Consider the following 24,732-nt stretch of genomic DNA (forward strand, 5'->3'; position numbering starts at 1 on the left):
GGTCAGCGCTCGGGCGAGTCGGACCCTCGCGTGGGGATCTGCTCGCTGTGAGGCTCGACCTCTGACGTTCCCCGCTCGCGAGGGGCGGCGCTGTCCGGCGCAGCACCATCGGCGGCGGCATCGCGACTCACGTGCAGCTCTCCGGTGCGGGAGATCGCGCCACGAGCACGGCGGACCGCGTCCTTCGAACGCTCCGCGAGGACGGGGATCTGCGAGGTGATGGGGGGTCTGTCATCGTCGGAGAAGTCGGCGTCGCGTCGCAGCCCGCGCTTGAAGGCGTAGAGGGTGGCGACCACAGGCACGGCGATGACCGCGCCGATGAGGCCAAGCGTGAGCGTGCCGGCCGAGATGGTGAGCAGCACCGCGAGCGGGTGGATGGAGGCCGCCTTGCCGAACAGCCACGGGTAGAGAACGTTGCCCTCGATCTGCTGGACGATGAGCACGGCGGCGAGCATCAGCAGCGCCGTGGTCCACCCGCCATCGACCAGCGCGACCAGAGCGGCGATGACGCCGGAGAGGGTCGCACCGATCAGCGGGATGAACGAGAACAGGAACACGAGAATCGCGATGGGAAGCGCGAGAGGCACGCCCAGGATCCACGCGGCAGCACCGATCCCCACCGCGTCGATGAACGCGACGAACACGGTGGTCTGCGTGTACCGGCGAAGCGTGATCCACGAGTGCAGACCAGCCTTCTCGACACGGTCGACGGCCTCATCGGGGACCAGGCCCGCGGTCCAGTGCCAGATCTGGCGTCCGTCGCGCATGAAGAAGAACAGCGCCACCAGGGCGATCACGATGCCGGCGAACACCGTGCCGATCGCAGAGCCCACGGACAGGGCACCCGAGGCGAGCCCCTGGGCGTTGTCCTCGAAGAAGGACTGCAGGTTGCCCACGACCTCGTCGACCTGGGTCTGGTCGAGGCTGATGGGCCCGGTCACGAGCCAGTCGACGAACGTGTCGAAGCCCTCGACCGTGGCATCGCGGAGATCGTCGTACTCGGACATGAACGCAGCGGAGGCGACCGTCCCCAGCCCCGCCACGATCAGAATCAGGATCACGATCGCGATCAGCGAGCCGAGCGCCCTCGGGAACTTGATCTTCTCCATGAGGGTGACCAGGCGCTCGAGCGGCGCGGCGATGATGAGCGCGATCACGAGCGGCACGAACAGCGCGGTCAGGCTGGTGAACGCCCAGATGCCGGCGATGAGGATGATGCCGACGACGACGATGCGCCAGGCCCACGCGCCGGCGACGCGCAGCGACAGCGGCACCTTGTCCAGCACCGAGGCCTCGCTCGTGTAGAGCACGCTCGACTTCGGTCGCTTCTCGGGCGGGTTCTCAGGCATGATGCGAGCCTAGCCTGGGTGTCGGACGCACACGGAACATGCAGGTGTCGGCCAGCGTTCTCTGCTCGGAGAGGAGCCACCAATGTTTGGACACACCAAGACCAGCATGATCACTAAGGACGAGGCGCTGCCCGGCCGCGACGAGCCCATCGAGGTGACGAACCGACACGTCGTGCTCGACACCCCGCTCACGGGTCCGTGGCCGGAGGGCCACGAGGTGATCTACGTCGCGATGGGTTGCTTCTGGGGCACCGAGCGCGTGTTCTGGCAGATGCCGGGCGTGTACTCGACTGCCGCGGGGTACATGGGAGGCTGGACGCCGAACCCCACGTACGACGAGACCTGCACGGCCCGCACCGGCCACGCCGAGGCGGTGCAAGTGGTCTACGACCCGACCGCCGTCACCCTCGACGAGCTGTTCGCCGCGTTCTGGGAGAACCACGACCCGACGACGCTGAACCGCCAGGGCAACGACGTGGGGACTCAGTACCGCAGCGCGATCTTCGCCACGACGGATGCGCAGCTCGCGGCCGCCGAGGCCTCGCGCGATCGGTACGCGGCGCTCCTGCGGGACAAGGGCTACGGCGAGGTGACCACGCAGATCGCTCGCGACACGCAGGCGGGCGACGGCGTCTTCTACTACGCGGAGGACTACCACCAGGGCTATCTACACAAGAACCCGGGCGGCTACTGCAACCACGGTTTCTGCCAGGTGGGCTACTCCCCCGCCTGACCCCCAGCGAACGGCAAGCGGCCGATGCGCGGGTGACCCGCGCATTGGCCGCATGGCTTGTCCGAACTCGCCTCGAGGGCTCAGCCGAACAGCGACTGCACGAACTCCAGCTGGCGCGTGGTCTGGTGCGCATGGCCGCCCTCGTGCCCGTTGTACGGGTACACGACCATCTCCTTGCGCACGTCCGGTGCGGAGCGGTCGCCGTACCAGTTGAAGGCCGCATACCCCGTGGACGGCGGGCACACCATGTCCATCAGCGCGACGGACATCAGCGTGGGCGCCGTCGCGCGCTTCGCGTGATTCACCCCGTCGAAGTACGCCAGCGTGTCGAGCGTGCGTTCGCGCTCGCCGCGGAAGATCGACAGATACTTCACGACCTCGCCGTAGGGGAACTCGTTCGTCAGCTCGAGTGAACGCTCGAAGTGGCACAGGAACGGCACGTCGGCAACGACGCCGGCCAGGTCCGGCACCAGTCCCGCGACCGCGAGAGCGATGCCGCCGCCCTGGGAGCCGCCGACGAACGCCACCCGCTCGGCGTCCACGCCGGGCAGACTCCTCGCGGACTCGACGGCCCGCACCGCATCGGTGAAGACCCGGCGGTAGTAGTAGTCGAACGGGTCGGTGATGCCGCGCGTCATGAAGCCCGGCGTCGACGGCGTCGATCCCACGGGGTCGGCGGTGTCGCCACCGTTGCCCCAGCCCGCTCCCTGGCCGCGCGTGTCCATGTAGAAGTACGCGTAGCCGGCCGCAGCCCACATGGTGCGCTCGATCGGGAGCCCGCGCCCGCCGCCGTAGCCGTTGACCTCGACCACGCACGGCAGGGGGCCGTCGACCCCTGCGGGGCGCGCGTACCAGGCCTTGATGGGGTGACCACCGAAGCCTGGATACGTGACGTCCTGGATCTCGACACCCGCCAGCGTGATGGGGGCCGGTGCGAGCGCGACGCTCAGCTCGTGTCCGCGCGTCCGTTCGAGGGTCTCGCCCCAGAACGCGTCAAAGTCCGCGGGCTCACGAACCTCGGGTCGATACGACTCGAGCTCGTGCTGGGGCAGATCGAACAGTGCCATCGCGCCTCCATGCGCAGTCGGAGCCGCACACGCGGCGGGGTCGGTCGTGTCCGCCGACCTCCGCCCGCGGACGTGAGGAGCTAGTCGCGGCCCTGCAGGATCGCGATGATGCGCAGGAACTCGATGTACAGCCACACCAGCGTCAGGACGATGCCGAAGGCGGCTTTCCAGTCGTAGTGCGCGGGGAGGCCGTTCTTGACGCCGTTCTCGACGAAGTCGAAGTCACCGATGAGCGAGACGCAGGCCAGGATCACCGCGAAGGCGCCGATCAGCACGCCGAGCGGGATGCCGAAGATCTCGACGTCGGTGCGCAGGCCCCATGCGGAGTCCGTGCCGCCGAAGATCATCATTCCCACGTTCACCAGCGAGAATGCGATGTACGAGATGCCGCCGATCATCAGGAACTTCTGCAGCTTGGGCGTGTAGCGCACGCGGCCGGAGTGGTAGAGCCACAGGCACACGGCGAACGTGCAGGCCGTCGCGATGAGGGCCTGCAGGCCGGCGCCCGGCACATTCTGTGAGGTCTCGATGAAGGTCGTGATGCCGCCCAGGAAGTAGCCTTCGACCGCCGCATAGGCGATCGCGAGCGCGGGGGGCGTCACCTTCTTGAAGATGAGCACGAGGCTGAGGACGAAGCCGATGAGCGCCGCGCCGATGGTCAGGGCGAGGTTCGGGAACATGTAGCCGGGGATCGCGAGCAGGCCCGCGAGCACGACCATGCCCGCGGTCTTGGTGATCACGCCTTCGTAGCTCATGCGGCCGGTGTCGATCGGGCCGGCGGACGGCTGGTCGAACTGGTGCTGCAGGTCCTCGGCAGAGACGGGCTGGCCGTTCTGGGTGTACGTGGCTCCAGGCTTGAAAGCGCTGTTGGAGCTGAAGGCGGGGCTGGCCACAAGGTCCTCCTCGATTGGGTCCGATTCATCATACCTGCGCCGTTTGACGCCCCGGCATCGTCCGCACGGACGAGTCTGGTGCCCCCGGCGGGGATCGAACCCGCACTGGACCGGGTTTAAGCCGGCTGCCTCTGCCAGTTGGGCTACGGGGGCGTGGGACCAGTGTTCCGCATCTGCCTCTCCCCCTTGAACTGCGAACCCATCCTGGGCTCGACACCCCGATGGCACGCCGCCCTTGGGCCAGGTCTCCGGGGTGTCGTCGCGAGAAGTGGTGCGGAGTTCGAGGGGACTGCACCGGGCCGATGCGCGGGTCGGGTGAGGAGTGGGGTGCGCCTAGAGCCGTTCGGCGGCAGAGAACGCAATCCCGTCGAGGATGTCGTGCTCGCTGGTGACGGTCGTGTCGAGCGTGCCGCCGTGCGCGGACACCTCGGCCCGCACCCGCAGCATGACCTCCCGCCACACGAGCGCGCCTGCACCGATGACGTCCACGCGCCCCGGGTGCATGAAGGGCATCGCGGTCCGCTCGGCGTGGCTCGCCGCGAGCAGCTCCTCGCACGAGCGGGCCGCATCGTCGATCGAGAGCTCGGCGCCATTGATGGCCTCGCGCGAGTACTCGGGCAGACCGAGGGCATTCGCCGTGACGGTGGTGATGGTGCCGGCGAGGCCCACGAGGGTGCGTGTGCCACCCAGGGGCACCTCGGTCATCGCGGCGTCCAGCGCGGCCCTCACGTCCTGCTGCGCCGCCGCGACCTGCGCGACGGTGGGCGGATCCGAGTCGAGGTGGCGTTCCGTCATGCGGACGCAGCCCACGTCCATCGAGTGTGCGGCCTCGGGCACCAGGTCGCCCAAGACGAGTTCGGTCGACCCCCCGCCCAGGTCCACCACGAGGTACGGTCCGGGCCGGGAGGCGTCGAGTGTGCTCAGCGCCCCGCGGAACGACAGCTCCGCCTCCTCGGTGCCTGAGATCACCTCGGGTGCCACGCCCAGTCGCTCGCGCACGCCGTCGATGAACTCATCACGGTTGCGCGCGTCGCGGGTCGCAGAGGTCGCCACGAAACGAATCGCCTCGACACCGTGCTCGCGGCATTGCGCCGCGTACTCGTCCGTCGCGGCGAGGGTGCGCTCGAGTGCCTCAGGGGCGAACTCTCCCGTCCGGTCGACCCCTTGGCCGAGTCGCACCACGAGCATGCGACGCACCACGTCGGTGAGCGTCCCCGAGTCGAGGTCCACGTCGGCGATGAGCAGGCGGATCGAGTTGGTTCCGCAGTCGATGGCGGCAACGCGTGGCATCAGCTCTCCTGGGAGTAGGCATCGGGGTCGACGGACAGTGGCTTCTCAGGGTCGGCTTCGGTCGCCGGGCACGTGCAGCGGTCCGGGCGCCAATGGCCGCGGATCATCGCGAGTGCCTCGTCGCCGAGGGGGTTCACGCCGGGACCGGCCGCCAGCGCGTGGCCCACGAGCACGTGCAGGCACTTGACGCGGTCGGGCATCCCCCCGGCGGAGATGCCGCGGATCTCGGGCACATCCTCAAGCTCCACTCGCTCCGCGAGGTACGACTCGTGCGCCTCGCGGTAGTGCAGGGCGAGCGCGGGCTCCTCGGCCAGCCGGTCGGTCAGCTCGCGCATCACGCCACGAGCCTCCAGCGTCGACACGGCGGCAACCGCCTCGGGATGGGTGAGGTAGTACTGCGTGGGGAACGGGGTGCCGTCCGGCAGTCGCGGCGCGGTGTGCACCACGGTCGGGTTGCCGCACACGCATCGCGCGGCGATCGCGACCACTCCGCGCGGCTCGCGCCCCAACTGTGAAGCGAGAACGGTCAGGTCGGTCTCGGTGGCGGGGGTGTCAGTCACCCTCCGAAGTCTACGTCCGTGAGCTGCTCCGATTCGGCGGGCTCCTCGTCGGTGGCGTCGTCCGGCTGGCCGGTCTCGCCCGCACCATCCGCGCCGCCCCCTGCGCCCGCATCGGCCGTGGGGTCCTCGCCCCCGGCGACCTCGAACGAGTCCCAGAGCTTGTCGTACCAGGGCGCCCCGGCGGCCACCTCCGGCGCGCGCTCGGCCGCAGGCGAGCCCTCCGCCGGACCGTCGACGGACTCGGCGTCGATGACGCGGTACGGAGTCTCGCCCGGGAACACGTAGGCCAGCCGCTCGCGCGCCTGAGCGACGATGAAGGCCGGGTCGTCCCATCTGGCGACCTCGGCGTTCAGGGCATCCACCTCGGCTCGGGCCGCCTCGGCCTCGACCCGGAGCTCGGAGAGGTTCGCCTGCTGGTCCATGTAGGCACGCACGGTCGGCGCCACCACTGCGATCGCCAGAGCGACCACGAGCAGGATCACCGCCGTGCGCCACGTCAGCATCGCAGTCCACGAGCCGCGGGGTCGTGCGGGGTCGATGCCGGGAGCGGGAGTGGGCGCCGTGCGCCCGGGGCCCGACGGACCTCCCGGACGGGTCTGCGGCCGCCGCACTGCGCCGGTCGACGGCCCCTGGCGTCGCGGAGCGCGCGCGTCAGGAGTGCGCCGCGGGGTCCGTGGGCCGGACCGCGGCGCGCCGGGACGGGTCGGGGCACTCACGTGCCCGATTCTCTCAGCGGCGCGCGCGAACTGCGGCAGGCACGCGCGAGGCACACCCGGATCGGTACGAGGGAAGCGCGCGGCACGCACACGGCGGCCAGGGCGACGCGCGCCACGGATGGCGGTGGCGAGTGCAGGACGTCTGACGGGGCGCCCGGACAGCACGAAGGCCGCGAGTCGCGTCGATCAGCGACTCGCGGCCTTCGCGAGCGGGGCAGTGTGCCCCTGGCGGTTACGCCGAGTAGCGGCGCGGGAACGCCGAGGTGCCGGCGTACGCAGCGGCGTCGTCCAGCTCCTCTTCGATGCGCATCAGCTGGTTGTACTTGGCGATGCGCTCGCCGCGGGCGGGAGCGCCCGTCTTGATCTGTCCGGTGTTCAGTGCGACCGAGAGGTCAGCGATCGACACGTCCTCGGTCTCGCCGGAGCGGTGCGACACCATCGAGGTGAAGCCCGCACGGGTCGCCATCGACACGGCGTCGATGGTCTCGGTCAGGGTGCCGATCTGGTTCAGCTTCACGAGCAGCGCGTTGGCCGAGCGCTCGTCGATGCCGCGCTTGAGACGCGTGGGGTTGGTGACGAACAGGTCGTCTCCCACGATCTGCACCTTGTCGCCGATGCGGGCGGTGAGGCCCGTCCAGCCCGACCAGTCGTCCTCGTCCAGCGGGTCCTCGATGGACACCAGCGGGTAGTCCGCGACGAGCTGCTCGTAGAAGTCGGCCATCTCGTCGGGGGACTTCTGTCCGCCCTCCCAGTTGTAGTGGCCCTCCTCGTAGAACTCGGTGGCGGCCACGTCGAGCGCGAGCGCGACGTCGTCACCGGGTCGCAGTCCAGCCTTCTCGATCGCGACCAGGATGAGGTCGAGCGCCTCACGGTTGGACGCGAGGTTCGGCGCGAAGCCGCCCTCGTCGCCCAGCCCGGTGGCGAGACCGCGCTCCTTGAGCACGGACTTGAGGGCGTGGTAGACCTCGGCGCCGTAGCGGTAGGCCTCACGGAAGGTCGGGGCGCCGACGGGAGCAATCATGAACTCCTGGATGTCGACGTTCGAGTCAGCGTGCGAGCCGCCGTTCAGGATGTTCATCATGGGGACGGGCAGCAGGTGCGCGTTGGGGCCGCCGATGTAGCGGAACAGCGCCAGGTCTGCCGAGTCGGCTGCGGCCTTGGCGACCGCGAGCGAGACGCCCAGGATCGCGTTCGCGCCGAGCTTGCCCTTGTTGTCGGTGCCATCCAGGTCGAGCATGGTCTGGTCCACGATGCGCTGCTCGGTGGCGTCAAGGCCCACGATCTCCGGCGCGATCTCGTCGATGACCGCGTCCACGGCCTGCTCGACGCCCTTGCCCAGGTAGCGGTTCTTGTCGCCGTCGCGACGCTCGACGGCCTCGAATGCACCGGTGGAGGCGCCCGAGGGCACTGCGGCACGCGAGAACGTCCCGTCCTCCAGCGCGACCTCGACCTCGACGGTGGGGTTGCCGCGCGAGTCAAGAATCTCGCGGGCGCCAATAGCCTCAATGGTGGCCATGTTGCTCCTTCAGTTTGCTGGGGGTTTCTTTTCTGAGTGTATCGGCGGGCGATTCTGCTCGCGCACCGACGTAGGTCCTAGGTCGATGAACGTTCGGTGGCGGCCGATGCGCGCTCAGCCTCGCGCGCAGACGCCTCGTAGTCGCGGGTCGCCTGCCTCAGCTCGGCCTCGGCATCCACGCCCTCGGCGTGGGCGCGTGCGACCAGCGCCAGCAGCTGAGGGCCGATGCCCACACCGGCCGGATCACGGACGTCCAAGCTCGCGCGGGAGGCGCGGGAGATGACCTTCTGGGCGCGCGCGAGGGCGGGCTGAGCGGCGGGGATGCCATCCATGACCGACTCGCGGCCCTTCGACTCCTTCTTGATGCGCTCCCAGCTGGCGTTGACCTGCTCAGCCGTGGTCGCATCGGCCCCCGCGAAGACGTGGGGGTGACGCTCGACCAGCTTGTCCGCGACGGCGGTCGCGACGTCGTCGATGTCGAACGGATCGTCCGGGTGGTCGGCGGCGACTCGCGCGTGGAAGACGACCTGCAGCAGCACATCGCCCAGCTCTTCGCGCAGGTCCGCGCGGCTGCCGGTCTCGATCGCCTCGAGGAGCTCGTGCACCTCTTCGAGCGCGTACGGCGCGAGCGACAGGTGAGTCTGTTCGGCGTCCCACGGGCACCCGCCCGGCGAACGCAGACGGTCCATCACCGTGACGAGTCGGGCGAGCCCCTCACCCTCGGTGGCGGACGTCACTCGGTGGCGAGCCAGGGCGCGTCGGTAGCGGTGAGGCCGTTGACGTTGTTGAAGTTCACGAACCACACCGGAGAGCCCTGGTTCGCCTCGTCCGTCGCGATCTGCACGGCGGTCGCGGCTGACTCCATGAAGGCGGCAGCGCTGAAGTCGCCCGTGCGGGAGTTCGTCACGGCCTCAGCCTCGACCTGCTCGGCGACCGACTGCAGCACGCTCGTGTCCTCCGGCAGCAGCGTGAACGCGGCCAGGAGGAAGCTCGCCTCGATCGCGTCGACCAGCGCCTCGCTGGGCTCGCTCTCGATGCCCTGCACCCGCAGCACCAGCTGAGCCTGCTGCTCCGCCTGGGAGCGGTGATACTCGTAGTCGATCTGGTCCGTGGCGGCCAGCAGCGGCTCACGCATCAGTTCGAGGGTGATGACGTTGCGGCGGCCGGCGGGCTCCGCGGCCTCGTCGCTCCACGCCGTCTGCAGGGTCGTCACCCGCTCGTTGGTGAGGGCCTCCCCCTCGAGGGCGGCTGCCGCGCCAGGTGCGGCGGGCTGCCCTGGCACTGCGCATCCAGCCAGAAGCACTGCGGCCCCCGCGAGGACGCCGCTCAGGGCACGATGACGAACGCTCATCTTCATGGCCCTCATCCTACGGGCGCGGGGCTCGTCACCCGAATCACCTCGCGGACCCACTCGAGCACCTCCAAGCCCTCCACGGGAGAGCCCCCGATCCGGGCGGTGAGAGGCGCCGGCACCAGGACCTGTCGGACGGCGGGCTTGATCAATGTGCCCGGGTAGAGGCGACTGATCCGCATCGCGGCGGAATCGGGAAGCTCGACCGGGCTGAAGCGCACGTACTTGCCCTGGGCGACCACGTCGGCGATGCCGGCCTCGCGCACGTCGATCCTGAGGCGCGCGACCGCGAACAGGTTCTCGACCGGCTCGGGAAGGTTGCCGTACCGGTCGCGCAACTCGTCCTCGATCGCCGCGAGCGCGGGTTCGTCGGCCGCATCGGCGATCTTGCGGTACGCCTCCAGGCGCAGCCGCTCGTGCTCGATGTACTCCGTCGGCAGGTGAGCGTCGATGGGCAGGTCGATCGTCATCGGCGCACGCTCGGGCTCGCCCTCGCCGCGGAAGTCCGCGACCGCCTCGCCCACGAGGCGGATGTACAGGTCGAAGCCCACGCCCTCGATGTGTCCCGACTGCTCGCCGCCCAGCAGGTTGCCGGCGCCGCGAATCTCGAGGTCCTTCATGGCCACCGCCATGCCGGAGCCGAGGTCGGTGTTGGCGGCGATGGTCTGCAGGCGGTCGTGCGCGGTCTCCGTGAGGGTGCGATCCGCGGGGTACAGGAAGTAGGCGTAGGCCCGTTCTCGGGCCCGTCCCACTCGCCCGCGCAGCTGATGCAGCTGCGACAGCCCGAACTTGTCCGCGCGCTCGACGATCAGCGTGTTGGCGTTGGGGATGTCGAGCCCGGTCTCCACGATCGTGGTGCAGACCAGGACGTCGTACTTGCGGTCGTAGTAGTCGACGATCACCTGTTCGAGCTGCTTCTCGCTCATCTGGCCGTGCGCGACCGCGATGCGCGCCTCGGGCACCAGCTCCGAGAGCCGTGTGGCAGCCGAGGTGATGGTCTTGACCGAGTTGTGAATGTAGAAGACCTGGCCGTCGCGCATGAGCTCGCGGCGGATCGCGGCCGCGACCTGGGGGTTCTCGTTGGGTCCCACATAGGTGAGGATCGGGTGGCGCTCCTCCGGCGGGGTCGCGAGCGTCGACATCTCACGGATCCCCGTGACCGCCATCTCGAGCGTGCGCGGGATGGGGGTGGCGGACATCGACAGCACGTCGACGTCCGTGCGCATGGCCTTCAGCGTCTCCTTGTGCTCGACGCCGAACCGCTGCTCCTCGTCGATGATGATGAGCCCCAGGTCCTTGAAGCGCACCTGGCCCGTGATGAGCCGATGGGTGCCGATCACCAGATCGATCGTGCCGTCGGACAGCCCCTCGATGACCGCCTTGGCTTCCTTGTCGCTCTGGAAGCGCGACAGTGACGCCACCTTCACCGGGAACTGCGCGAAACGCTCCGTGAAGGTGTCGACGTGCTGCTTGACCAGCAGCGTGGTGGGGCACAGCACCGCGACCTGGGCGCCGTCCTGGATGGCCTTGAAGGCGGCCCTCAGCGCGATCTCGGTCTTGCCGAAGCCGACGTCACCGCACACCAGCCGGTCCATCGGCACGGCCTTCTCCATGTCGGCCTTGACCTCGTCGATGCTGCTGAGCTGATCCGGCGTCTCGACATACGCGAAGGCCTCTTCCAGCTCGCGCTGCCACGGGGTGTCGGGGCCGAACTGGCGGCCCTGCGACGCCATGCGCGCCGAGTACAGGCGGATGAGCTCGCCGGCGATCTCCTTGACCGCCTTGCGTGCGCGGCTCTTGGTCTTGGCCCAGTCGGAGCCGCCCATCTTGTTGACCGACGGCGCCTCGCCGCCCACGTACTTGGTGACGAGGTCGAGCTGGTCCGTGGGCACGGACAACCGATCTGACGGCCCGCCGCGCTTGGAGGGCGCGTATTCGATGACCAGGTACTCGCGCTCGACGCCGCGCACGGTGCGCTTGGTGAGCTCGACGAACCGGCCGACGCCGTGACTCTCGTGGACCACGAAGTCGCCCGTGCGCAGCTGCAGCGGGTCGACCACGTTGCGGCGCCTGCTGGGCACCTTGACCTTGGGCCCCGCAGCCGCCGCCGCTCGACCCGTCAGGTCCGATTCGTGCAGGACGAGCACGTGGCGCTCGTCGGACTGGAAGCCCGCGCCCGTGATGTGCGGGACGATCGCGACCACCCCGTCGACGGGCTCGTACTCGTCCATCACTCGCGCGGCGATGTCGAGCTCGGCGCACTGCTCCGCGAGCCGATGCGCGGACCCGGTCCCCGCGGCCGTGATCACCACGCGCCACCCGTCGGCCACCCGCGCACGCACCGCGACCAGCGCCTTCTCGAGCTGACCGCGGTAGTCCTCGACGTCGGACAGCGACGCCGCCACCGCATCGGCCGCGCCGAATGGCCCGATGGTCGCCCAGTCCAGTCCGCGTGCCTCCGACGCGTCGCGGATCTCGTCGAGCGATAGGAAGGTCGCTGCGGCGGCCTCGATCGGCGCCTCCGCTCCCGCGCTCGCGCTCACCCAGGCTGCCGCGCGGAACTCGTCGGCCGTGCGGGTGAGGTCCTCCGCGCGACGAGCCAGACGCTCGGGCTCGACGGCGACGACGCGGGTCGACCTCGGGAAGGACTCGGTGATCGGGACCAGGCGGTCGACGAGCACCGGGATCAGGCTCTCCATGCCTTCGACGGCGACGCCTGCGGCGATGCGGCCCAGCATCTCTGCCGCCGCGGGGATCTCCTCGACGAGCGAGCCCGCACGGCGGCGCACGTCCTCGGTGATCAGCAGCTCGCGACATGGCGGCGCGCACAGCAGGGGAACGTCGGCGAGAGAGCGCTGGTCCGCGACCGAGAAGGACCGCATCGAGTCCACCTCGTCACCGAAGAACTCGATCCGCACCGGGTGGGGGTCGGTGGGCGCGAAGACGTCGACGATGCCGCCACGCACGGCGAACTCGCCGCGGCGCTCGACCATGTCGACGCGGGTGTATGCGGCGTCGCCGAGCGCGTCGGTCAGTGCCGTGAGGTCGGCGACGTCGCCGACTCGCAAGGAGACGGGCTCGAGCTCGGCGAGATCCGGGATCACGGGCTGGAGCAGCGCGCGCAGTGGGGCCACCACCACGGCGACGGGGGGCAGCCCGGCCTCCCGCTCGACCAGCTCGGGGTGCACCAGCCGCCGCAGCGTGGCCAGGCGGCGCGCGACCGTGTCCGAACGCGGGCTCAACCGCTCGTGCGGAAGCGTCTCCCACGCCGGGAGCACCGTCACGGAGGCGGGATCGATGAAGGCGCCGACCGCCGCGGCGAACGTGTCCGCGTCGCCTGAGGTGGCGGTCACGACCACCACGGGAGCGTCCGCATCGGCCGCCGTGCCCGCGACCAGCGCAGGTGCCGCCGCCGTCGGGGCGACGAGGTGACCCGCCGCGATCGCGGGCAGGTCGATGTCGCTCAGCAGACGGGTCAATGGGCGGGTCACGAGGCCTCCAGGGCATGCCAAACGACCGGAATCTCCGGCACTGCATCTTACGTTCCTCCAGCACGCTCCCCGAAGACGACCGGTGTACAGAACCTTCCTCCAGAGTGAGTGGGAGGGCGGCGGCGGGCGCGAATCTAGACTTGAGGCATGGATCCCACCCGCGAGGCCGAGCGCCTGCTGCGCCGGTTCGCCCGCGACACCAACCTGATGATCGCCGGGCGGCCGATGCGGGTGGAAGGCCACGGGCCCGTCGCGGAGGCGCTCGTCGCCATGCTCGCGGGGATGGGTGCGCGCCTGAATACCGCCGATGCGGGCGGCACGGTCTCGTTCGACGTCGAGTCGGGGGCGATCACGCTCGGCGGCTCGCCGCTGCCCGATCGCGGCGATGCGGCCGGACGAGTCGACTTCGCCGGTGCCCACATGCCCGTCACGCGCGCGATCGCCGACGAGCTCGCGACCTCCGGCACCGTGCGAGGCCTGTCGATCGGGGTCTCGCTGACGCTCGAGCCCAAGACCGCCAACCTCGCGATCGAGCTGACCAGGGCCGGTGCCACGGTCGCCGTGTACGCGCACCCTGACGAGACGGACCCCGAGGTGGCGAGGGCGCTCCGCGAGCGCGGCATCGAGGTGGACGCCGACGCGTCGCTCGCGCCTGAGCAGGAGCGGGCCGTCGCGCTCGGATTCCTGCGCCGCGGCTTCGATGTGCTCGTCGACGACGGCAGCCACCTGACGCGACTCGCGCACGAGGAGGGCCTCGCCGGTGCGTGGATCGGAGCCACGGAGGAGACCACCAGCGGGCTGACTCCCCTGCGGCGCATGCATGCGGCAGGCGCTCTGGCGACGCCCATCATGGCCGTGAACGACGCGGCCACCAAGACCGGATTCGACAACCGCTACGGCACAGGGCAGTCGTGCGTCCTGGCGATCGCGGACCTGCTGGACTCCGCTGGTGTGACGGTGCGCGACCAGCCCGCGCTCGTGATCGGCTACGGGCCCGTCGGCGCGGGGGTCGCGGCGCACCTGCGCGCCCTGGGCGCCGAGGTGCGCGTCGCCGAGGCCGATCCCGTGCGCGCGCTGCTGGCCGCGCACGACGGATACGTGACAGGTGCGGCGGACGCGATGGCGGCCGATGCGCTCGTGATCTCGGCGACGGGTGTCGCCGGCACGGTCCCGTCCGCGATGATCCGTGCGGCACGCGCGGTCGCGGTCGCGGGCGGAGTGCCGGGCGAGATCGACCTGGAGGGCGCGGGCGGCTCGGCCGCGCTGTCGCCGATCGCGCCGCACGTGGACCGTCTCGCCGGCACGGGCACCGTGGTGCTGGACCGCGGCGGCTGCATCAACGTCACGGCCGCCGAGGGCAACCCCATCGAGATCATGGACCTGTCCTTCGCCACCCAGCTGGCCGCCATCGGCGAGCTCGTCACCACCCGTCCCGGCATCGGCGTCCACGCCCTGTCCGACGCGGCGGTGGACCGGGTCGCACGCGCCGCGACGCACGCGCGCGGCGTCGCCGTCGCGCCATCGCCGGCAGCGTCGGCCCCCGACCACGACTGGCGCTCTGCTCGCTACCGCGATCGCTCGACCACGGCCCCCGCCTCGGCCGACCCCTCGAAGAGTCCGGAGGACTCGTGACCTCGTTCCCCGTCACCCTGTACTCGGCCGACCTCGTGCTGCCGATCACGGCGCCGCCCATCCTGGACGGCGCGATCGCCGTGCGCGGAGAGAAGATCCTGCATGTGGGCGAGCGCGTCTGGGTCGAGAGGTCGCTGGCCGAGCGCGGCGTGCCCGTCGAGCACGTGCGCTGGCCAGGAGTGCTGATGCCCGGTCTCGTCAACGCCCATACCCACCTGCAGTACACCGGCATGGACGAGGTGGGGCGCGGTTCGTATCGGGGATTCGAGGACTGGGCGCAGTCCTTCAACCCCGTGTACGCGCAGCCCCACGACTGGGCGGCCGATGCCGCCGCGGGGGCCGCGATGCTGATCGCGTCCGGCACCACGGCCGCTGCGGACGTGGTCACCAACCACGAGGCGGCGCGCGCGCTGCAGGATGCCGATCTCGCGGGCATCGCGTACTGGGAAGTCATCGACTGGTCCAATGCCGACTGGGTGGCGCGCGGCCGCGCCGAGGTGGAGGCGGCACTCGATTCTCTCCCGTCGCGGCCGGGCACCGGGCTCAGCCCGCACGCGCCCTATTCGCTCGAGATCGTGCCGCTGCTCGAGATCCCGGACATCGTGCGCGAGCGGGGCAGCCGCATCCACATCCACCTGGGCGAGTCGGGCATCGAGCAGGAGTTCGACCACGACCATGCCGAGCCCTGGCACACCCACGGCATGGGCAGCCTCGCGGAGCTGCGCCAGGCCGGCTTCGGCACGTCGGCCACGGACTACGTGGATCACCTGGGCGTGCTCGGTCCGGACTGCCACATCGCGCATGGCGTCTACATGTCCGCCCGCGATCGCGGGATCCTGCGGGCGCGCGGCACCACGGTGGCGCTGTGCCCGCGCTCGAATGCGGTCATCGGTCTCGACGCTCCCCCGGTCGCCGCCTACCTGCGCGAGGGCAGCCCCATCGCGGTGGGCACCGACTCGCTCTCGTCGGCTCCCTCGCTGGACCTCATGGGCGACGTCGCCGAGCTGATGCGCATCGCGCGGAACCAGGGCTACTCGCACGAGGACCTCGCGGAGCGGCTGCTGAGGGCGGCGACGCTCGGCGGGGCGCATGCCATGGGCATCGACGAGGGCGAAGGGCGCCGCGGCTACCTCGCCGTGGGCGCCGTGGCGGATCTGGCCTTCTTCGACGTCCCCGTCACCGACGTGACCGAGACGCTCACCACTCTCGTCGAATCCGGCGAGGGCCGGGCCGCCGCGACCGTCGTGGCCGGCCGGGTGCGCCACTCCACGCCGAGCTTCGTCGCGGCCACCGGACGCGCCGCCCTCCCCCAGGAGCACGCATGACCACTCCCGCCACCGCTCAGACCCTGGGGCTCGAGCCGCATCCCGAGGGCGGATGGTTCCGTCGCACCTGGACCTCCGACGTCGCCGTCGAGACCCCGGGCGGAGTGCGACCCGCCGCGACGTGCATCCACTACCTGCTCACTCCCGGCGAGCGCTCCGCCTGGCACGTCGTGAGCTCGGACGAGATCTGGCTCTGGCACGGACCCGGGGCGCTCGAGCTGAGGCTCGGGGGCAGCGGCGACGCGCCGGCCGACCGGGACCAGACGGTCGCCGTGAGGCTGGGACCGGACCGCGACGCTGGCGACGCGGCGCAGTGCGTGGTGCCAGCGGGCGTGTGGCAGTCGGCCACACTCGTCACGGACCGTGAGGCGCTCGTGAGCTGCGTGGTGTCGCCGGGCTTCGATTTCGCTGATTGGAGGCTCGCGCACGGGCGCGAGTAGAATGTGCGCTCGTACCGCGAGCGATCAGCGTCGATCCCCGCTCCACCCCCACTTCCGGGAGAACCGATGATCACCAGCACCACCCTGCGTCGCGCATCAGCCGCGGCCGTCGCGCTCACCGCCCTCGCACTCGCTGGCTGCTCGAGCGACGCCGACCCGGAGGCGTCGACGACGCCCACGGGCGGAACGTCGCCCACGCCCACTGCTGAGTCCGCGGCCCTCGACACCGTGACCGACGGCACGCTCACGATCGCCACCGGTGAGCCCGCGTACGAGCCGTGGGTCCTGAACGATGACCCCGAGTCCGGAGAGGGCTTCGAGGCCGCCGTAGCCTACGCGGTCGCCGCCGAGCTCGGCTACAGCCCCGAGGACGTCGAGTGGGTGCGCACCACCTTCGACGCCGCCATCGCGCCCGGCGCCAAGGACTGGGACCTCAACCTGCAGCAGTTCTCCATCACGGAGGAGCGCCGCAACGCCGTCGACTTCTCGTCGCCGTACTACACGACGACTCAGGCCATCGTCACCGTCGAGGGCAACGATGCGGCCGAGGCCACGTCGGCCGCCGAGCTCGAAGGCTCCGCCGTGGGCGTGGCCGTGGGCACCACCTCGTACACCGTCGCCGCCGAGGCGTTCGGCGAGGACAACCTGCAGGTCTTCAACTCGGTGGGCGACGTCGTGGGCGCCCTCAACGCCGGCCAGATCGACGCGTTCGTGACCGACCTTCCGGGGGCCTTCTACTCGGCAGCCGTCGAGGTCGAGGGCGGCGTGATCCTGGGTCAGTTCGCCGGCTCGGAGGGTGGAGACGAGTTCGGCTTCGTGCTCCCCAAGGACTCGCCCAACACGGAGGCCGTGACGGCCGCCGTCGACGCGCTTCGTGAGGACGGCACGCTCGCAGCCCTGGAGCTGCAGTGGCTGTCCGACGCGGTCGACGTGCCGGTCATCGAGTAGGACCCGCCACCCGTGACGACAGGCGGGGCGCCCCAGATCACCTGGCAGCCCAGCGCGCTCGAGGTCGACCGGCGCGCGCATCGGCGCAGGACCTCGGGGCGCTCCGTCCTCATCGCGCTCGTCTCGACGGTGATCTTCGCCGTCGTGGTGGGAACCCTCGTGCTCTCGTCCCCCGGCTGGGACTCCGTGCGCGAGACGTTCTTCAACCTCGAGGTGGCGGCGGATTCGCTGCCACGCATCCTCGAGGGGCTGTGGCTCAACATCCGCGTGCTGTTCTTCGCCGCGATCGGCGTCGCGGTGCTGGGCACGCTGCTCGCGGTGATGCGGTCGCTGCGCGGCCCGGTGTTCTTCCCCGTGCGAGCACTCGCCGCGGGGTACACCGACCTGTTCCGCGGCCTTCCCGTGCTCATCGTGCTGTACCTCGTCGGCTTCGGGATCCCCGCGCTCGACCCCACCCAGCGCTACCCCGCGGCCGTGCTCGGCACCATCGGCATCACGCTGTGCTACGCGGCCTACGTCGCCGAGGTGCTGCGCGCCGGGATGGACGCCGTACACCCCTCGCAGCGCATCGCGGCGCGCTCCCTCGGCCTGTCCCATGGAGAGACGCTGCGGCTCGTGGTGATCCCGCAAGGACTGCGCAAGGTCGTTCCGGCGCTGATGAATGACTTCGTATCGATGCAGAAGGACGTGGGACTGATCTCCGTCCTGGGCGCGGTGGACGCGATCCGGGCGGCGCAGATCACCCAGGCGACCACGTACAACTTCACGCCCTACGTCGTCGCCGGCCTCCTGTTCGTCGCCATGAGCTTCCCGATGATCCGGCTCACCGACCACATCTCGGCACGCATGGCCCGCCGGGAGCAGGCGGGAGGCACCGTATGAGCGTCCTCGACCCACACGCCGTCCTCCAGCTGCAGGATGTCCACAAACTGTTCGGCGACAACCATGTCCTCAAGGGCGTGGACCTCGAGGTCGCCAGCCACGAGGTCGTCGTGGTCATCGGCGCGTCCGGGTCAGGCAAGTCGACCCTGATGCGCACCATCAACCTGATCGAGCAGGTCGACGACGGCCGCATCCTGCTGTCCGGCGACGACATCACCGACCCCCGGGCCGACGTCGACAAGGTCAGGTCGCGCATCGGCGTCGTGTTCCAGCACTTCAACCTGTTTCCCCACATGCGCGTCATCGACAACGTCACGCTGGCGGCCAGGCGCGTGCACAAGATCCCAGCGGCCGATGCGCGGGCTCGCGGGGTGGACCTGCTCACCCGCTTCGGGCTGGGCGACAAGGTCGACGACTATCCCGACCGCCTGTCAGGGGGACAGCAGCAGCGCGTCGCGATCGTCCGTGCGATCCTCACGGACCCGGAGCTGCTGCTCCTGGACGAGATCACCTCGGCGCTCGACCCGCAGCTGGTGGGCGAGGTGCTGGACCTGGTGAGGTCGCTCAAGGACGCAGGATCCACGATCCTCATGGCCACGCACGAGATGTCGTTCGCGCGCGGCGTGGCCGACCGCATCGTGTTCATGCATCAGGGACGCATCCTCGAACAGGGCTCGCCTGAGGAGATTCTCGACCACCCCCGCGAGGAGGCCACGCGCGAGTTCCTGTCGCGCGTGATGCACCGCTAGCGCGACCGTCACTCCTGGACGCGCTCGGCCACCGCCTCGAGGTCGATCTCGTGCGTGGGCGCCACATCGTCGTTCACATTCGCCGGCAGAGACGGGCGGATGACGGTGCCATCCGCGCGCACCGTGCCGTGGAACGCCGTGGCGTCGGGCGCTCCAGCAAGACGCGGTCCCTGACCGTCGAGAGGAACCGTCAGCGGCTGCAGCTGCGTGAGCGAGAACCGCGCGCCGCGCACCTCGACCGAGAGTCCCGGTCCCTCCTCGATGGAGAACGTGACGTCCTCGGGGCGCACCACGACCTTGACGCGCGTGCCGCGCTGGCTGAGACGGAACGTCAGCGAGTCCCACCCGTCGGGCAGACGTGGGTCGAACTTGAGCACGTCGTTCTGGTCGCGGAAGCCGCCGAACCCGTACACGAGAGCCGACCACACGCCGCCGGTGGAGGCGACGTGCACGCCGTCAGAGGCGTTCGAGTGCAGGTCTCCGAGGTCGACGTAGAGACTGTCCCAGAAGTAGCGCAGCGCGAGTTCGTGGTAGCCCACCTCGGCCGCGATGATCGACTGCACCACGCCGGAGAGCGTCGAGTCGCCCGTCGTGATCGGGTCGTAGTAGTCGAAGTCCGCCTTCTTCTGCTCGGCGGTGAAGTCCTCGCCCTGCAGGAACAGCGCGAGCACCACATCCGCCTGCTTGAGGACCTGGAAGCGGTAGATGACCAGCGGATGGAAGTGCAGCAGCAGCGGGCGCTTCTCGGCCGGCGTGTTCGCGAGATCCCACACCTCGCGCTCGTTGAACAGCGCGTCCTGCGGGTGGATGCCGAGCTGCTCGTCCCAGAGGATAGCCATCCCGTCGGCAGCGCGCTCCCATTCCTGGATCTCCTGCTCGGTGACCTCGAGGCGCGACACGAGCCGCGAGAACTGGTCGGGCCAGCGGTCCTGGAGCTTGCGCACGCTCTCGGCTGCGCACCGGAGGTTGAACCGCGCCATCACGTTCGTGTACAGGTTGTCGTTGACCACCGTGGTGTACTCGTCCGGACCGGTGACGCCGTGGATGCGGAACGACTCCCCGTTGCCTGCCACGCGGCGCCAGAAGCCCAGATCCGCCCACATGCGGGCGGTCTGCACCAGGATGTCGATGCCCTCCCGCGCCAGGAAGTCGTCGTCGCCGGTGGCGCGCACGTACTTGTCGATCGCATAGGCGATGTCGGCGTCGATGTGATACTGCGCGGTGCCGGCCGCGTAGTACGCGGAGGCCTCTTCGCCGTTGATGGTGCGCCATGGGAACAGCGCGCCGTTCTGCGCCAGCTCCCCCGCGCGCCTCTCGGCCGCACCGAGCATGCGGTAGCGGTACCGCAGCGCGTTGCGCGCGATCACCGGGGAGGTGTAGGTGAAGAAGGGCAGGGCGTAGATCTCGGAGTCCCAGAAGTAGTGACCCCCGTAGCCGGACCCGGTGACGCCCTTGGCCGCGATGCCGTGGCCATCGCCACGCGCGGCCGCCTGGGCCAGCTGGAAGAGGTTCCACCGCACCGCCTGCTGGACGCTGTCGTGCCCCTCGATCTCCACGTCGGAACGGTCCCAGAAGTCCGCGAGCCACTGGCGCTGGTCCTCAAACTGAGTGCTGATGCCCTCGGAGCGCACGCGGTCGAGAGTGCGGTTGCAGCGGTCGGCCAGCTCGCGCGCGGGCACGGCCCGCGACGTGTGATAGCTGACCACCTTGGTGAGCGAGAAGGTCTGGCCCGGCTTGGCGCGCGCTCGGAACACGTGCTTGGCGTAGTCCTGCTCCACCTCGGTGACCCGGTCGTAGTCGTCCTCGAAGTCGACCCAGTGCTCCATCGCCGTCGCGAGGGTCATGTCGGAGCTGGCCGCCTGGTACCCCAGGACCACGCGGTCGCCCTCGGCGTGGTGGAGGCGCGGCTCGAGCACGCGGGTCTCGAGGCGCTCCGCCTTGCGCGGGTCGGCGATGACGTCGGGAGACGGGTTGGCGCGGTACTCGTCGAGACCCGCCTGACGATTGAGGAGCTGCGACGAGATGGCGATGGGCGCCTCCTCGTCGAGCAGCGTGACCTCGAACGTCATGAGCGCGAGGTGGCGCTGCGCGAAGGACACCATGCGCTTGGATCGCACCCGCACGCGGTTGCCCGACGGCGTGCGCCACAGCAGATCACGGGACAGCACTCCGTCGCGCATGTCCAGGACGCGCGAATAGCTCACGAGGTCGGCGATGGACAGCAGCAGCGGCTCGTCGTTGACGTAGAGGCGGATGATCTTGGGATCGGGCACGTTGACGATGGTCTGGCCCGTGCGCGCGAAGCCGTACGCCTCCTCCGCGTGCAGGATCTTCCAGGTCTCGTGGAAGCCGTTGATGAAGGTGCCGTGCGCATGCGCATCGTGCCCGTCCTCGACGTTTCCTCGCAGTCCCAGGTAGCCGTTGCCGACCGCGAACAACGTCTCCGTGACGCCGATGTCCTTGCGGGAGAACTCGGTCTCCACCAGGCGCCATGGGTCGACGGGGAACCGGAGCCGGTCCAAGTAGTCCGGGGCGCTGTTGTCCCCGAACGGGCGGTGCGCAGCCTTCACTGGTCGATCAGCTCCTCAAGGTCGTCCACGACGACGTCCGCGCCGTTGTCGATCAGCGTCTGCGCTCCCGCACCGCGATCGACTCCGACCACGAGACCGAAGTCGCCGGCCGCGCCCGCCTGGACGCCGGACAGGGCGTCCTCGACGACCACCGACACCTCATCGGTGACGCCGAGCCGACGCGCTGCGAGAGAGAACATGTCGGGGGCGGGCTTGCCTGCGATGCCCTCGGTCGCGACCACGTTGCCGTCGACCACGACGTCGAAGCGGGGCGCGAGGCCCGCGGCGGCGAGGACGGCGGGCGCATTGCGCGAGCTGGACACGACTGCCATCGGGACGCCGAGCGCCTCAAGATGATCGAGGAGGGCAACTGAGCCCGGATACGCCTCGACCCCTTCCTCGTGGAGGATGGCCTCGAAGGCATCGTTCTTGACGTTTCCGACTCCGCAGATGGTCTCCGTGCCAGGCGCATCCGCCGGCGTGCCCTCGGGCAGCACCACGCCGCGGGAGGCCAGGCAGGCCCGGACGCCGTCGTAGCGGGGCTTGCCGTCGACGTACGCGAAGTAGTCGTCGTCGGTGTACTCCGGCGTGATGCCGTGAGCGGTGAAGTAGTCCGTGAACATGCGATTCCACGCCTTCATGTGCACCTCGGCGGTGGGCGTCAGCACGCCGTCGAGGTCGAACAGCGCCGCGCCGAAGCGGCGGTCCTCCCATTGGGGGATGGCCCAGGCAGTGTGCATCGTGGTCACAGGTCCTCCCTCATGCGTTCCTCTGGTGTGGTGGCGCACAGGCACGACGGAAGGCCTGCCACCGGCACTCTCGATAGTAGTGACGCAGGCGGGGGGTCTGTCCATACTCCGCGCAAGGAGGACGCCCGATGGGCCGAGGTCACGATCGGGTGTGGAAGCGCTGCTGAGCGGACTCGAGGCCGTCGCCGAGGATCGCCTCGACCGCATCGGCCGCGTCGTCGATCAGCAGCGGCAGCTCCTTGCGCTCCGTCGACGAGAACGGTTTGAGCACGTACGCGGCCGGATCCATCCGCCCGGGTGGACGCCCGATGCCCACACGCACCCGCACGTAGTCAGGAGTGTCCAGCGCCTTCGCCACATCCTTGAGACCGTTGTGCCCTCCGGTGCCCCCGCCGCGCTTGAGACGCAGGGTCCCGAAGGGGAGGTCGAGCTCGTCGTGAACGACGATCACGGACGTCGGGTCGACCGAGTGGTACTTCGCGAGGGACGAGACCGGCCCGCCGCTGATGTTCATGTACGACATCGGGACGCCCAGCACCACCGGCGTCCCCGCGAGGCGCACTGTCGCCGTCCGGGTGCGCGTCTTCTTGTGCACCGACAGCGAAGCGGCGCCCCGGCGGGCGAGCTCGTCCACGACCATCTGGCCCACGTTGTGACGCGTGGCGGCGTACTCCTCGCCCGGATTTCCCAGGCCGATCACGAGCGCGCTCATGGCCTCCCCCGTCTGCGTGCCTCGGACGCGAAACGCCCGCCACCAAGGGTGACGGGCGTCTCGCATGTCAGAGATGTCAGTTCTCGTCGTCCTCGGACGCGGACTCGTCGGAGGAGCCCTCGTCGTCGCCACCAGCGGCGGCGGCCTCGTCGGCCTCCTCCTCGGCAGCGGTGCGCGGCACGGAGATGTGGACGATCAGCTGCTCGGGGTCGCCCTCGAGCTCCGAGCCCTGGGGCAGCGTGATGTCGCCGGCCAGCAGCTTGTCGCCCTCCTCCATGCCGTCGATCGACACGGTGATGTACTCCGGAAGGTGCGTCGCCTCGGCGAGGATCTCCAGCGAGTTGATCTCGAGCACGTGGATGGTGCCGGGGGCGGACTCGCCCTCGAGGTGCACGGGCACGTCGACCGTGATCTTCTCGCCCTTCTTCACGATGAGCAGGTCGACGTGGACGATGGTGCGCTTGATCGGATCGCGCTGAACGTCCTTCGCGATCGACAGCGTCTTCTTGCCATCGATGTCGATGCTCAGGAGCGCGTTCGGGTTCTTGAGCGCCATCATGGTCTCGTGACCCGGCAGCACGATGTGATCGGGGGCGGTGCCGTGGCCGTAGAGCACGGCCGGGATCTTGTCGGTGGCACGGATGCGGCGGGCGAAGCCCTTGCCGAACTCGGTGCGGTGCTCGGCGACGAGCGTCAGTTTGTCAGCCATGGGGTTCTCCTCGGATTCGGTCAGATGCTGGGCGCCAAGGCAAGGCAGGCTCTCATGAAGCATCTGCCGCGTCGATCACGGAGAGCCCGGAGGCCTCCCTCGCCGAGGAACTCGCCCATCATACCTGAGCGCCCCGCACCTGGGGGCGCCCTGGCGCTGACGGCCGATGCGCGCATCGGCCGCACGTGCGCGCACCCCGGCCCTCTGGCACTCTCAGGGGGAATGGCAGACGATCCCTTCGACGTTGGAGCACCATGACCTCGACACATTCCTCCAGTGCCCGCAGCGGCACCTCCGGCGACGCGTGGGAGAAGGCGGCCCGCGCGGGCTATGCCGTCTCGGGCGTCCTTCACATCGTGCTGGGAGTGCTCATCGCGCGCATCGCTTTCGGCAGCGGAGAAGAGGCCGACCAGTCCACCGCGCTGGCCAGCATCAGCGAGAACGCGTTCGGGGGCGTCGTGCTGTGGTTCGCCGTCGCCGCGTTCGTGGCGCTCGGCGCGTGGCAGGCAGCCGATGCGCTACGCGGCTCCGACAAGTCCGACCGGCTCAAGTCGGCGGGCAAGGCAGTCCTGTATGCAGCGCTCGCCTTCACCGCCGGATCGGTCGCGATAGGCTCCGGAGGCGGTTCCAGTGGCGACTCGCAGGCTCAGGGATTCGCCGGCGACCTCATGGCGGCCCCCGCAGGGCGTGTGCTCGTCGGGGCCGTCGGCCTCGGCATCATCGCCGGCGCCGCGTTCCACGTCTACAAGGGCTGGACCCAGAAGTTCCGCGAGGACCTGCGGGCAACTGGGGGATCCGAAGTGTCGAAGGGCGTGACCGTCACCGGCACGGTGGGCTACATCGCCAAGGGCGTCGCCCTGGGAGTGGTCGGCGGGCTGTTCGCCTTCGCCGCCGTCACGGCCGACCCCGAGAAGGCGCAGGGAATCGACGGCGCGATCGAGAGCCTCCTGGGAGCCCCTGGCGGCCAGCTGATCGTCGTGCTCGTCGGCGTGGGCTTCGGCGCCTACGGCCTGTACTCGTTCGCAAGGGCGCGCTACGCGCGCATGTGAG

At 69.9% G+C, this 24,732-nt stretch carries 22 protein-coding genes and 1 tRNA gene; 8 read left to right on the forward strand and 15 right to left on the reverse strand.

What is annotated here, in order from left to right; all coding sequences use genetic code 11:
• Window positions 1-2: 2 nt before the first annotated feature.
• A complete protein-coding gene (locus QQX02_RS03810; RefSeq protein WP_301141325.1) occupies window positions 3-1,349 on the reverse strand; it encodes an AI-2E family transporter in 1,347 nt (448 codons plus the stop codon).
• Between the two features lie 106 nt (window positions 1,350-1,455).
• Between QQX02_RS03810 and msrA the strand changes: the two genes are divergently transcribed.
• The gene (gene msrA, locus QQX02_RS03815) at window positions 1,456-2,082 is read left to right on the forward strand and encodes a peptide-methionine (S)-S-oxide reductase MsrA (RefSeq protein ID WP_301141326.1); all 627 of its coding nucleotides are present in this window, start codon (window positions 1,456-1,458) and stop codon (window positions 2,080-2,082) included.
• An 80-nt stretch (window positions 2,083-2,162) separates the two neighbouring features.
• Here the strand turns inward: msrA and QQX02_RS03820 are convergent, their stop codons facing one another.
• From QQX02_RS03820 to mfd, 10 genes are all read right to left on the reverse strand, one after another.
• The gene (locus QQX02_RS03820) at window positions 2,163-3,149 is read right to left on the reverse strand and encodes an acetylxylan esterase (RefSeq protein WP_301141327.1); all 987 of its coding nucleotides are present in this window, start codon (window positions 3,147-3,149) and stop codon (window positions 2,163-2,165) included.
• 80 nt (window positions 3,150-3,229) lie between these two features.
• A complete protein-coding gene (locus QQX02_RS03825) occupies window positions 3,230-4,042 on the reverse strand; it encodes a Bax inhibitor-1/YccA family protein (RefSeq protein WP_301141328.1) in 813 nt (270 codons plus the stop codon).
• Window positions 4,043-4,118: 76 nt separating this feature from the next.
• A tRNA-Leu gene (locus QQX02_RS03830) sits at window positions 4,119-4,195 on the reverse strand.
• A gap of 180 nt (window positions 4,196-4,375) precedes the next feature.
• Window positions 4,376-5,332 carry a Ppx/GppA phosphatase family protein gene (locus QQX02_RS03835; protein WP_301141329.1) on the reverse strand — a complete coding sequence of 319 codons (957 nt, stop codon included), beginning with the start codon at window positions 5,330-5,332 and terminating at the stop codon, window positions 4,376-4,378.
• The gene (locus QQX02_RS03840; RefSeq protein ID WP_301141330.1) at window positions 5,332-5,892 is read right to left on the reverse strand and encodes a DUF501 domain-containing protein; all 561 of its coding nucleotides are present in this window, start codon (window positions 5,890-5,892) and stop codon (window positions 5,332-5,334) included. Before QQX02_RS03840 ends, QQX02_RS03835 begins: the two co-directional genes overlap by 1 nt.
• Complete coding sequence (locus tag QQX02_RS03845) at window positions 5,889-6,395, reverse strand: FtsB family cell division protein (protein WP_301141332.1); 507 nt, start codon at window positions 6,393-6,395, stop codon at window positions 5,889-5,891. Before QQX02_RS03845 ends, QQX02_RS03840 begins: the two co-directional genes overlap by 4 nt.
• 445 nt (window positions 6,396-6,840) lie before the next feature.
• The gene (eno, locus tag QQX02_RS03850; protein WP_062136076.1) at window positions 6,841-8,124 is read right to left on the reverse strand and encodes a phosphopyruvate hydratase; all 1,284 of its coding nucleotides are present in this window, start codon (window positions 8,122-8,124) and stop codon (window positions 6,841-6,843) included.
• Between the two features lie 77 nt (window positions 8,125-8,201).
• Window positions 8,202-8,861 (reverse strand): nucleoside triphosphate pyrophosphohydrolase, encoded by a 660-nt coding sequence (locus QQX02_RS03855; protein ID WP_301141334.1) that lies wholly within the window; start codon window positions 8,859-8,861, stop codon window positions 8,202-8,204.
• Window positions 8,858-9,481: a hypothetical protein gene (locus tag QQX02_RS03860; protein ID WP_301141335.1), complete on the reverse strand. Its 624-nt coding sequence runs from the start codon at window positions 9,479-9,481 to the stop codon at window positions 8,858-8,860. Before QQX02_RS03860 ends, QQX02_RS03855 begins: the two co-directional genes overlap by 4 nt.
• Window positions 9,482-9,486: 5 nt before the next feature.
• Complete coding sequence (gene mfd, locus QQX02_RS03865; protein WP_301141336.1) at window positions 9,487-12,966, reverse strand: transcription-repair coupling factor; 3,480 nt, start codon at window positions 12,964-12,966, stop codon at window positions 9,487-9,489.
• A gap of 147 nt (window positions 12,967-13,113) precedes the next feature.
• Between mfd and QQX02_RS03870 the strand changes: the two genes are divergently transcribed.
• The 6 genes from QQX02_RS03870 (at window position 13,114) to QQX02_RS03895 (ending at window position 18,942) form a co-directional block, all read left to right on the forward strand.
• A complete protein-coding gene (locus tag QQX02_RS03870) occupies window positions 13,114-14,598 on the forward strand; it encodes an adenosylhomocysteinase (protein ID WP_301141337.1) in 1,485 nt (494 codons plus the stop codon).
• Window positions 14,595-15,923 carry an amidohydrolase family protein gene (locus QQX02_RS03875; protein WP_301141338.1) on the forward strand — a complete coding sequence of 443 codons (1,329 nt, stop codon included), beginning with the start codon at window positions 14,595-14,597 and terminating at the stop codon, window positions 15,921-15,923. The genes QQX02_RS03870 and QQX02_RS03875 overlap by 4 nt, the downstream gene beginning before the upstream one ends.
• Window positions 15,920-16,363, forward strand: coding sequence for a cupin domain-containing protein (locus tag QQX02_RS03880; RefSeq protein WP_301141340.1), 444 nt, complete (start codon window positions 15,920-15,922; stop codon window positions 16,361-16,363). Before QQX02_RS03875 ends, QQX02_RS03880 begins: the two co-directional genes overlap by 4 nt.
• A 66-nt stretch (window positions 16,364-16,429) precedes the next feature.
• On the forward strand, window positions 16,430-17,311 hold the full coding sequence (locus QQX02_RS03885; RefSeq protein ID WP_301141341.1) for an ABC transporter substrate-binding protein: 882 nt from the start codon (window positions 16,430-16,432) through the stop codon (window positions 17,309-17,311).
• A gap of 12 nt (window positions 17,312-17,323) precedes the next feature.
• A complete protein-coding gene (locus tag QQX02_RS03890) occupies window positions 17,324-18,193 on the forward strand; it encodes an amino acid ABC transporter permease (protein ID WP_301141342.1) in 870 nt (289 codons plus the stop codon).
• Window positions 18,190-18,942 carry an amino acid ABC transporter ATP-binding protein gene (locus tag QQX02_RS03895; RefSeq protein ID WP_301141343.1) on the forward strand — a complete coding sequence of 251 codons (753 nt, stop codon included), beginning with the start codon at window positions 18,190-18,192 and terminating at the stop codon, window positions 18,940-18,942. Before QQX02_RS03890 ends, QQX02_RS03895 begins: the two co-directional genes overlap by 4 nt.
• Window positions 18,943-18,950: 8 nt before the next feature.
• On the opposite strand, the gene QQX02_RS03900 is transcribed toward QQX02_RS03895, so the two are convergent.
• From QQX02_RS03900 to QQX02_RS03915, 4 genes are all read right to left on the reverse strand, one after another.
• The gene (locus tag QQX02_RS03900; RefSeq protein ID WP_301141344.1) at window positions 18,951-21,512 is read right to left on the reverse strand and encodes a glycoside hydrolase family 65 protein; all 2,562 of its coding nucleotides are present in this window, start codon (window positions 21,510-21,512) and stop codon (window positions 18,951-18,953) included.
• Window positions 21,509-22,252 carry an HAD family hydrolase gene (locus QQX02_RS03905; protein WP_301143652.1) on the reverse strand — a complete coding sequence of 248 codons (744 nt, stop codon included), beginning with the start codon at window positions 22,250-22,252 and terminating at the stop codon, window positions 21,509-21,511. Before QQX02_RS03905 ends, QQX02_RS03900 begins: the two co-directional genes overlap by 4 nt.
• A gap of 148 nt (window positions 22,253-22,400) precedes the next feature.
• A complete protein-coding gene (gene pth / locus QQX02_RS03910) occupies window positions 22,401-22,973 on the reverse strand; it encodes an aminoacyl-tRNA hydrolase (RefSeq protein WP_301141345.1) in 573 nt (190 codons plus the stop codon).
• Between the two features lie 76 nt (window positions 22,974-23,049).
• Entirely contained in the window at window positions 23,050-23,682 is a 633-nt protein-coding gene (locus QQX02_RS03915) for a 50S ribosomal protein L25/general stress protein Ctc (RefSeq protein WP_301141346.1), read from the reverse strand.
• A 254-nt stretch (window positions 23,683-23,936) separates the two neighbouring features.
• On the opposite strand from QQX02_RS03915, the gene QQX02_RS03920 reads away from it, so the two are divergent.
• On the forward strand, window positions 23,937-24,731 hold the full coding sequence (locus QQX02_RS03920) for a DUF1206 domain-containing protein (RefSeq protein ID WP_301141347.1): 795 nt from the start codon (window positions 23,937-23,939) through the stop codon (window positions 24,729-24,731).
• Window position 24,732: the final 1 nt, after the last annotated feature.

The sequence above is a fragment of the Demequina muriae genome (assembly GCF_030418295.1).
Taxonomy (GTDB): Bacteria; Actinomycetota; Actinomycetes; order Actinomycetales; family Demequinaceae; genus Demequina; species Demequina muriae.

Coding starts and splice junctions, on each gene's coding strand:
- QQX02_RS03810 (WP_301141325.1), bottom strand. CDS start 1,349: ATGCCTGAGAACCCGCCCGAGAAGCGACCGAAGTCGAGCGTGCTCTAC.
- msrA (WP_301141326.1), top strand. CDS start 1,456: ATGATCACTAAGGACGAGGCGCTGCCCGGCCGCGACGAGCCCATCGAG.
- QQX02_RS03820 (WP_301141327.1), bottom strand. CDS start 3,149: ATGGCACTGTTCGATCTGCCCCAGCACGAGCTCGAGTCGTATCGACCC.
- QQX02_RS03835 (WP_301141329.1), bottom strand. CDS start 5,332: ATGCCACGCGTTGCCGCCATCGACTGCGGAACCAACTCGATCCGCCTG.
- QQX02_RS03845 (WP_301141332.1), bottom strand. CDS start 6,395: ATGCTGACGTGGCGCACGGCGGTGATCCTGCTCGTGGTCGCTCTGGCG.
- eno (WP_062136076.1), bottom strand. CDS start 8,124: ATGGCCACCATTGAGGCTATTGGCGCCCGCGAGATTCTTGACTCGCGC.
- QQX02_RS03860 (WP_301141335.1), bottom strand. CDS start 9,481: ATGAAGATGAGCGTTCGTCATCGTGCCCTGAGCGGCGTCCTCGCGGGG.
- QQX02_RS03870 (WP_301141337.1), top strand. CDS start 13,114: ATGGATCCCACCCGCGAGGCCGAGCGCCTGCTGCGCCGGTTCGCCCGC.
- QQX02_RS03880 (WP_301141340.1), top strand. CDS start 15,920: ATGACCACTCCCGCCACCGCTCAGACCCTGGGGCTCGAGCCGCATCCC.
- QQX02_RS03885 (WP_301141341.1), top strand. CDS start 16,430: ATGATCACCAGCACCACCCTGCGTCGCGCATCAGCCGCGGCCGTCGCG.
- QQX02_RS03895 (WP_301141343.1), top strand. CDS start 18,190: ATGAGCGTCCTCGACCCACACGCCGTCCTCCAGCTGCAGGATGTCCAC.
- QQX02_RS03905 (WP_301143652.1), bottom strand. CDS start 22,252: ATGCACACTGCCTGGGCCATCCCCCAATGGGAGGACCGCCGCTTCGGC.
- pth (WP_301141345.1), bottom strand. CDS start 22,973: ATGAGCGCGCTCGTGATCGGCCTGGGAAATCCGGGCGAGGAGTACGCC.
- QQX02_RS03915 (WP_301141346.1), bottom strand. CDS start 23,682: ATGGCTGACAAACTGACGCTCGTCGCCGAGCACCGCACCGAGTTCGGC.
- QQX02_RS03920 (WP_301141347.1), top strand. CDS start 23,937: ATGACCTCGACACATTCCTCCAGTGCCCGCAGCGGCACCTCCGGCGAC.